At 47.0% G+C, this 7,748-nt stretch carries 4 protein-coding genes and 2 tRNA genes; 5 read left to right on the top strand and 1 reads right to left on the bottom strand.

The features are described from left to right. Window positions 1–140: 140 nt before the first annotated feature. The 5 genes from H3001_RS18215 (at window position 141) to H3001_RS18235 (ending at window position 6,430) form a co-directional block, all read left to right on the top strand. On the top strand, window positions 141–1,724 hold the full coding sequence (locus H3001_RS18215; protein WP_181215691.1) for a DUF6377 domain-containing protein: 1,584 nt from the start codon (window positions 141–143) through the stop codon (window positions 1,722–1,724). Window positions 1,725–1,872: 148 nt separating this feature from the next. Continuing rightward, window positions 1,873–3,903, top strand: a complete 2,031-nt coding sequence (locus H3001_RS18220; protein ID WP_181215692.1) for a glycoside hydrolase family 65 protein — start codon at window positions 1,873–1,875, stop codon at window positions 3,901–3,903. Between the two features lie 11 nt (window positions 3,904–3,914). Then, a complete protein-coding gene (locus tag H3001_RS18225) occupies window positions 3,915–6,023 on the top strand; it encodes a glycoside hydrolase family 97 protein (RefSeq protein ID WP_181215693.1) in 2,109 nt (702 codons plus the stop codon). A gap of 218 nt (window positions 6,024–6,241) precedes the next feature. Continuing rightward, window positions 6,242–6,315 (top strand) — tRNA-Asp (locus H3001_RS18230). A 41-nt stretch (window positions 6,316–6,356) separates the two neighbouring features. Next, a tRNA-Asp gene (locus H3001_RS18235) sits at window positions 6,357–6,430 on the top strand. Between the two features lie 406 nt (window positions 6,431–6,836). On the opposite strand, the gene H3001_RS18240 is transcribed toward H3001_RS18235, so the two are convergent. Further along, window positions 6,837–7,385 carry an AAA family ATPase gene (locus tag H3001_RS18240; RefSeq protein ID WP_087335545.1) on the bottom strand — a complete coding sequence of 183 codons (549 nt, stop codon included), beginning with the start codon at window positions 7,383–7,385 and terminating at the stop codon, window positions 6,837–6,839. Window positions 7,386–7,748: the final 363 nt, after the last annotated feature.

Raw genomic sequence — 7,748 nt, forward strand, 5'->3', positions numbered from 1 at the left:
TGATTATGAGCCGATTTAATTTTATGAGAATTAAATTTAGAATTATCGGAGCTGTATGCGGTGAAAGTCGCACGTACAGTTCTTAATGGGGAAAGCGGCAGCAATGCCGCCGACCTACATAACAAAATAAATTGTTGAGAATGAAATATATCATTTTTTTTCTGATCATATGGGGTAATTGGGTTTCTGCATACGGAACAGACAGCTTGCGCTACCGGCTCGGGCAACTTGATGCCGAAATAGCAAAGCGGGGCAGCTATTTGGCGCGGAAAGACTCCGTTATCCGTGATTTGAAAAATAAACTGGTAGCGGTCCCGGCAACGGATGATGAAAGACAGTTCTGTCTTACCAGTCGGATTTACCAGGAATATAAATCTTTTCAGTATGACTCCGCATATCACTATGCTTCCCGTTCTCTCTATTGGGCGGAACGGCTGAAGGATAAGGATAAGATCCTGTCGGCCAACGGTAACCTGCTGTTCTGTTTCTTCTCGGGAGGAGCCTTTAAGGAGGCGGCAGACATTGCCGGGAATGCACCGCTGGAAGGAACCTCTCCTGCCGCAAGAGGTGAGTTTTATGCCCTTTGTACGCGTCTTTATTCGGATATGTATAATTATGCACGTGTAGACGACTTGAGGTTGCGTTACCAGAAAAACATCATTTCCTATCGCGACTCCGTGCTTCGGTTATTGCCCGATACTTCGTATACCTATCAGGAGATGCGGGCACTGTTCGGGCTGGATTTGTCGGTGGAAGAGCGGATCCGTGCCTGTCAGCATTTGATGGAGATTGCCGGTACCCGTCACCAGAAGGCAATCATCACCTCCAATCTGGCCAGTTTGTATCTGTTGCAAAAAGATACCCTGCAGGCCATGGACTATCTGGTTGATGCGGCGGTTTTCGATTTGCAGGAGGGCATTATGGAGACTACTGCGAAAACGGAACTGGCCCGCTGTCTGTATGCGATGGGGGATTATAACGTGGCCAACCGGTATGTGCACATTGCCTTGGAGGAGGCTAATTTCTACAATGCCAGTCACCGCATTGTGAGTATCAATGCCATTCTGCCCATTATCGAGGAGGCTTACCTGGCAACCATCACCGGTCAGCGGGACAATCTGAAGAAATATCTGATGCTGGTCAGTCTGTTGTCAGTGGTTGCCTTGGCTGGTATTCTGCTGATTTATTGGCAGAAAAGAAAACTGAAGACGGCCGGCAGGGCCATCGAACAGCAGAGCAGGACCCTGAAGGAGTTGAACGAGATAAAAGATGCCTACATTATGCAGGCTATCTGCGCCAAATCGGATTACCTGGACAAGACGGATGCCATTCTGAAGAAGGCGGATTACCGCATCAGGTCCAAACAGTTTACCGACCTGAACCGGATATTCGGTGAGTTTAACCTGAAGGAGGAGAGGAAGAACCTGTATCTGAGTTTTGACCAGACGTTTTTGATGCTGTTTCCCAGTTTCATTGAGGAGTTTAACCGGCTTTTTGAGGAGAAGGACCGGTTTCAGGTGGATGGTGGACCGGGGCTTACCACCGAACTGAGGATATTTGCACTGATCCGGCTGGGGATTACGGAGAACGAGGAGATTGCCCGTTTCCTTAATCTGTCGGTGAATACCATCTATACCTATAAAGCGAAAATCAAGTCGAAATCACTGGTCCCTAAAGAGGATTTCGACGAGTATATCAAGCGGATACCTAAGCATAATGCTTGAGACGGTCTAGATTTTATGAGTTGTATCTGTTCATACTTTGTTTATTATCAGATTATTATGAAAATAATTATCTAGATTTTCACTTGAAAGGTTCCGATTGTAGGAAAGGGGCGATAATTTTGTACCGGTAACTTTAATATCAGTAATTATGAAGCACGTGATTCTTTTATTCTTGTTTTTTCTGAATGTTTTTCCCTTACATAAGGTGTTTGCAAATGCAGACAACTGGTGCATTGAGGTCAGCTCGAAGGAGAATTATAACGGGGTGACTTTGGCGAACGGACGTATAGGACTTGTGAGCGGGGCCGATCTGTTTGCTGTGTCCGAAATTGTCTTGAATGGGGTATTTGATAAGGAGTATGCCGGTGGAGTGAGCCGGATGGTCCGTGCCCCGAAGTTTACGGACTTGCAGTTGAAAATAGACGGAATGACCGTCACGCCTGAAAATACTACCGGATGGAAGCAGTTGCTGAATATGAAAGAGGCGTATCTCAAGACTTCTGTCGATTATCAGGGTACGCAGATTGCGTATACCTTACGTGCCTTGCGCAACCTGCCTTATATGGCACTGGGGGTGGTGGAAATTACTCCGGATAAGGACCTGAACATTGAAGTCATCAATCGGACCGGTTTTTCACAGGAGCTGCAGCATACGTCTTCTCATTTTAAACAGATGCGCGATGCAGAGGCGCGGATGCCGGTGCTGGTGGCAGAGGCTTCCAGTCTGACGGGCATGCAGAAACTGGTTACGTGCAGCGGTTTTCTGTTCGACGGAGACAATCCGAACACCGAAGAGGTGAAGCAGGTATCCGGCGATAGTCAGTCGGTTTCTTTTACCCGCCGTCTGAAAAAGGGAGAGACTTACCGTTTTTCACTGGTCGGAGCGGCTTGTACTTCCCGTGACTTTGCCGATCCTAAGGGGGAGGCGGAGCGCATGGTGGTCTTTGCCTTGCGACAGAGCATCGGGTACCTGGTATCGGGACATGAAAAGGCCTGGGCTGAAATGTGGAAGAGGGATATTGTGATAGAGGGGTGTGAGGAAGACCAGCGGGACGTGCGGCTGGCCCTGTATCACCTGTATGCTTTCCAGCGGAAGGGTTCGCGGCTGAGTATCTCGCCCATGGGACTGTCTTCTTCTACGGGTTACAACGGTCATGTATTCTGGGATTCGGAGTTGTGGATGTATCCTCCGGTGCTGGTGCTGAACCAGGATTTGGCAAGAGCTCATATCGATTATCGTACCGACCGGCTGGGGAAGGCTTTGCAGCGTGCCGAAATGTTCGGTTACCGCGGGGCGATGTTTCCCTGGGAGAGCGATGACAGCGGCGAGGAGGCTACGCCTACGTGGTGCCTCACCGGTACTTTCGAACATCATATCACGGCGGACATCGGGATTGCGTTCTGGAATTATTATCGGGTTACCAAAGACAAGGAATGGTTGCGGAACGAGGGGTATCGGGTGATGAAGGCGGTTGCCGATTTCTGGGTTTCGCGTGCGTCCAGACAGGAAGACGGCAGTTACTCGATCAAGAATGTGGTCGGAGCCAACGAATATGCTCCGAACGTAGACGACAATGCCTTTACTAACGGTTCGGCAAAAGTCGCGCTCCAGAATGCCATCAAGGCCTCGAAGGTACTTGGACTGAAGGCCGACAGACAGTGGGGTGAGGTCGCCGCCGGTCTCCGTTTCCATTATATGGAGGATGGTACGATGAAGGAACATGCGGCCTATAAGGGTGAGATGATCAAGCAGGCCGACGTGAACCTGCTGGCTTATCCGCTGGGACTAGTAAGCGACAAGGCGGATGTCAGAAGAGATGTCGTGTACTATGAGGATAAGATAGACAAGGTGAACGGTCCGGCGATGGGAAATGCAATTCTCTCTATTCTTTATTCCCGGCTGGGAGATGCAGAGGAGGCTTACCGGCTGTTCAAAAAGAGTTACTTGCCCAACAAGCGTCCGCCGTTCGGAGTGCTTTCGGAATCCCCGTCGTCGAACAATCCTTATTTTGCCACAGGGGCAGGGGGACTGCTGCAGGCGGTTTTGTTCGGTTTCGGGGGACTGGAGCTGACGGATGAGGGAATCCGCCAGGGAAGACCGTTGCTCCCCAAGGCATGGAAGAAGCTGATAATAAAAGGAGTAGGAGTGAACAAGGAAGATATTATCATTAAACAATAAATCAAAATAACATGAAAAAACTGATTGTATTTTTAGTGGGGATACTGGGAATGTCGGTGTCGGCTCTGGCGCAGGTACTGACTTCGCCGGATGGTAACCTGGTCATGGATTTTCACCTCTCGGACGGTGATGTGCCGGTGTATTCGCTTACGTATAAGGGAAAAGAGGTAATCAAGGAAAGCCGGATGGGTTTCCAGGTCCGTCCTTCGTATGAATTTGACCGTGATTTCCGTATTGTGGAAACCCGGGAGGGGGCTTCGGACACTACCTGGGAGCCGGTATGGGGCCAGAACAGTGAGATCCGTGACAATCATAAGGAACTTTTTGTGGCTTTGGAACAGAAAACTACCGGTTGGCTGCTGAATATCCGTTTCCGTCTGTTCGACGACGGACTGGGATTCCGCTATGAGTTCCCGGTGCAGAAAGAGTTGCGCCACTTCACCATCAATGAGGAAGTGACGGAGTTCCAGCTGGCGGGCAATCACAAGGCCTTCTGGATTCCGGCCGATTACGATACCAATGAATTCCAGATTACGACCTCCAAGTTGTCGGAGGTTCCCCAGCTCATCGACAAGGCAAGGGATGAGGCCCTGGCATGCAAGTCTCCGAGTCCGAACCTGGCAGTGCAGACTCCGCTGATGCTGAAGTCGGACGACGGACTGTACATCAACATTCACGAGGCTGCGTTGGTCAACTATCCGGCCATGCACCTGAACCTGAATCCGGAAAATTACCTGATGAGTGCACACCTGACTCCGGACAAGAACGGTACAAAAGGATATATCCAGACAGGAAGTACCAGTCCGTGGCGTACGATTGTAGTGAGCGACGATGCTCGTGACATTCTGGCTTCGAACCTGATTGTCAACCTGAATGAGCCTTGTAAACTGGAGGATACTTCGTGGATCAAGCCTGTCAAGTATGTCGGCGTATGGTGGGAGTATTTCACGGGAGGAGGCTCTACATGGGCTTATACCGATACGCAGGATATTGTAATCGGAAAGACAGATTATACTCAGCTGAAGCCGAACGGACATCATGGAGCCAATACGGCGCACGTGAAGGAATACATCGACTTTGCGGCCAAACACGGTTTTGATGCAGTGCTGGTGGAAGGCTGGAACGAAGGCTGGGAAGACAATTATGCTTATGCCAAAGAGTTTATTTACAGCTTTACCAAGGCTTATCCTGATTTTGATGTCAAGGAACTGCAGCGCTATGCCGCATCGAAAGGGGTGAAGATCATCATGCATCATGAAACGACTTCTTCGGTGGCTGACTATGAGCGTCAGCTGCACGATGCCTTCCGTTTCATGAAGGAAAACGGCTATGATGCCGTGAAAACGGGTTATGTAGGACCGATTATTCCGCGCAGCGAGCATCACGACGGACAGTGGATGGTCAATCACTACAACCGGGTAGCTGAAACGGCGGCTCAGTATAAGATTATGGTAGACTCGCACGAGGCGGTTCGTCCTACGGGTATGTACCGGACTTATCCGAACTGGATTGCCCAGGAATCGGCACGCGGTACCGAATTTGAGTCTTTCAACGGTATCCGTCCGGATCACCAGACCATCTTGCCGTTTACCCGTCTGATGGGTGGTCCGATGGATTATACTCCGGGTATTTTTGAAGGTGATCTGTCGGTATATGGCTCGAATAAGGCCAAACTGGGTACTACACTGGTGAAACAGCTGGCACTTTATGTTACCATGTACAGTCCGCTGCAGATGGCTGCCGACCTATATCAGAATTATGAGAAATACCCCGATGCCTTCCAGTTTATCAAGGATGTGGCAGTCGACTGGGACCATACATATATTCTCGAGGCAGAACCGGGAGACTATATCACCATTGCCCGTAAGGCAAAAGGCAAGAATGAATGGTTCGTGGGAGGAATTACCGATGAAAACAGTCGCGAGGCTGTCATCGACCTGAATTTCCTGCCTGCCGGAAAGAAATACCAGGCAACCATTTATGCCGATGGCAAGTCGGCCGATTGGCGCACCAACCCGAAGGAATATGTCATTTCTACCCGGAAAGTGAACCATAAGACTAAATTGAAGCAAAAATTGGCTCCGAGTGGAGGAGTAGCTATCTCAATTAAGGAAATCTGATAATTAAATATTGATATTCAGGAGGTTGATCCGGTTAACAGGCGGAAAACCCTCCTGAATATTCTTATAAAACCACGAAGAAAATCGGGCTTTTTGCGAGAAAAATATATTTTTTTTTGAAAAAAGTTTCCCGAAACGCTTGCAGGAATAAAAAAAAGTAGTACCTTTGCATTCGCAATCGAGAGAGATTGATACTTCATAATAAAGTACAGAATTTTGGTGCGTTAGTTCAGTTGGTTAGAATACATGCCTGTCACGCATGGGGTCACGGGTTCGAGTCCCGTACGCACCGCATCAAGAGAGATTGATAATTTATAATAAAGCAGAAACTTTGGTGCGTTAGTTCAGTTGGTTAGAATACATGCCTGTCACGCATGGGGTCACGGGTTCGAGTCCCGTACGCACCGCAATAAACATTGAAAATCAATGTTTTGCAAGATAAACACCCAATTTTACACCCAAGAATGTAAAGTCGGGTGTTTTTGTTTTATTTAAGATTAACCACCGAAACGTTACAGAGTTCTCCTTGCCCAAGGTCTTGACATACAGGCTCAGGGTGGACATCTACTTCACCGACCCGTATTCCGGCATGGCAGAAAGGGGGAATCAAGCTCATCCAGTAATATATCCCAAAAGGTGCTGTTTTCAACATCGCTACGCTACAGCGGATAAAGGAAAGGATTGCAGTCCAAGGTAAACAAAAACGCAGGAGAAACTCGATTTCGACTCCCCCAAAGATGCCTTTCGGAGGGGAAATATGATTGGAAAATCAACTCTACACAGAGCAACGGGCTTTCACGGTGATATTCTCTTTTATAATGTAAGTAAATGCTTTTTCCCCTTTATATGTTCTTTTATTATTGAAACGGTTTCTCCAATAGAATAATCAGTTGTATTTATTACAAATGATTCATAATCACCAATCTTGGCGAATTGCTCCCACATTACTTCTACTAACTCAATATTTGCTTCTTTGCTTAATTTCGTTCGTTCAATTGCGCGTTTCATCGTTTCTTCTTTGTCTGCTCTTAATACAATGTAGTGAACCTCATACCCCTCCTGTACAATCTTCATCCAAGGAGCTAAAAACCAAGGTCCTATTATTCCATCTACAATTACATCATACCCACCATGCGCATAACGTTTTGCGGCTTCTAAAAATGCTTCGACAACAACCAAATTCTGTTCTTGTGATTCAGGTAAATGTGGGGGTATTGCACCTTTACTCAAATAATGATAAAAATCATCTGTATGCATATGTACAGACTTTGCAAAATCAGATTCGTGTGCAACAATTGACGCTATTGTAGTCTTTCCTGTTCCGGGAGAACCGGTAATTATAATAATTCTACCTTGATGCATATATTTATATCTTATTTTTATGTATCCGCAAAAATATAAAAAGTGTCGTTCTTATGAAGAAAAAACGATATTAAAATAGGAATATATTAAAAATGAGCTACTTATGAGTATTTCTCATAGAACGAGGTAATGACTTGGAAATAGTCACAAATTCTGTGATGTGTGGTGTATTTCTGTCAAACAACTTTTATTTGATGCAAATGTACACAAATAAAACGAACGAAAAGAAGAATAAGTGTCTTTTCCTGATTTAGCTAGACGCTTTTTCTTTTTATAACCGATATCAGTAGACGGTTCTTGGAATGTTGTACTGGTTCAGTAGTCACTTCTTCCCAAGCCCTGCTGATATAGTAGACACAGCAA

This window comes from Phocaeicola faecicola, assembly GCF_013618865.1.
Classification (GTDB): Bacteria; Bacteroidota; Bacteroidia; order Bacteroidales; family Bacteroidaceae; genus Phocaeicola; species Phocaeicola faecicola.

Coding starts and splice junctions, on each gene's coding strand:
- H3001_RS18240 (WP_087335545.1), bottom strand. CDS start 7,385: ATGCATCAAGGTAGAATTATTATAATTACCGGTTCTCCCGGAACAGGA.
- H3001_RS18220 (WP_181215692.1), top strand. CDS start 1,873: ATGAAGCACGTGATTCTTTTATTCTTGTTTTTTCTGAATGTTTTTCCC.
- H3001_RS18215 (WP_181215691.1), top strand. CDS start 141: ATGAAATATATCATTTTTTTTCTGATCATATGGGGTAATTGGGTTTCT.
- H3001_RS18225 (WP_181215693.1), top strand. CDS start 3,915: ATGAAAAAACTGATTGTATTTTTAGTGGGGATACTGGGAATGTCGGTG.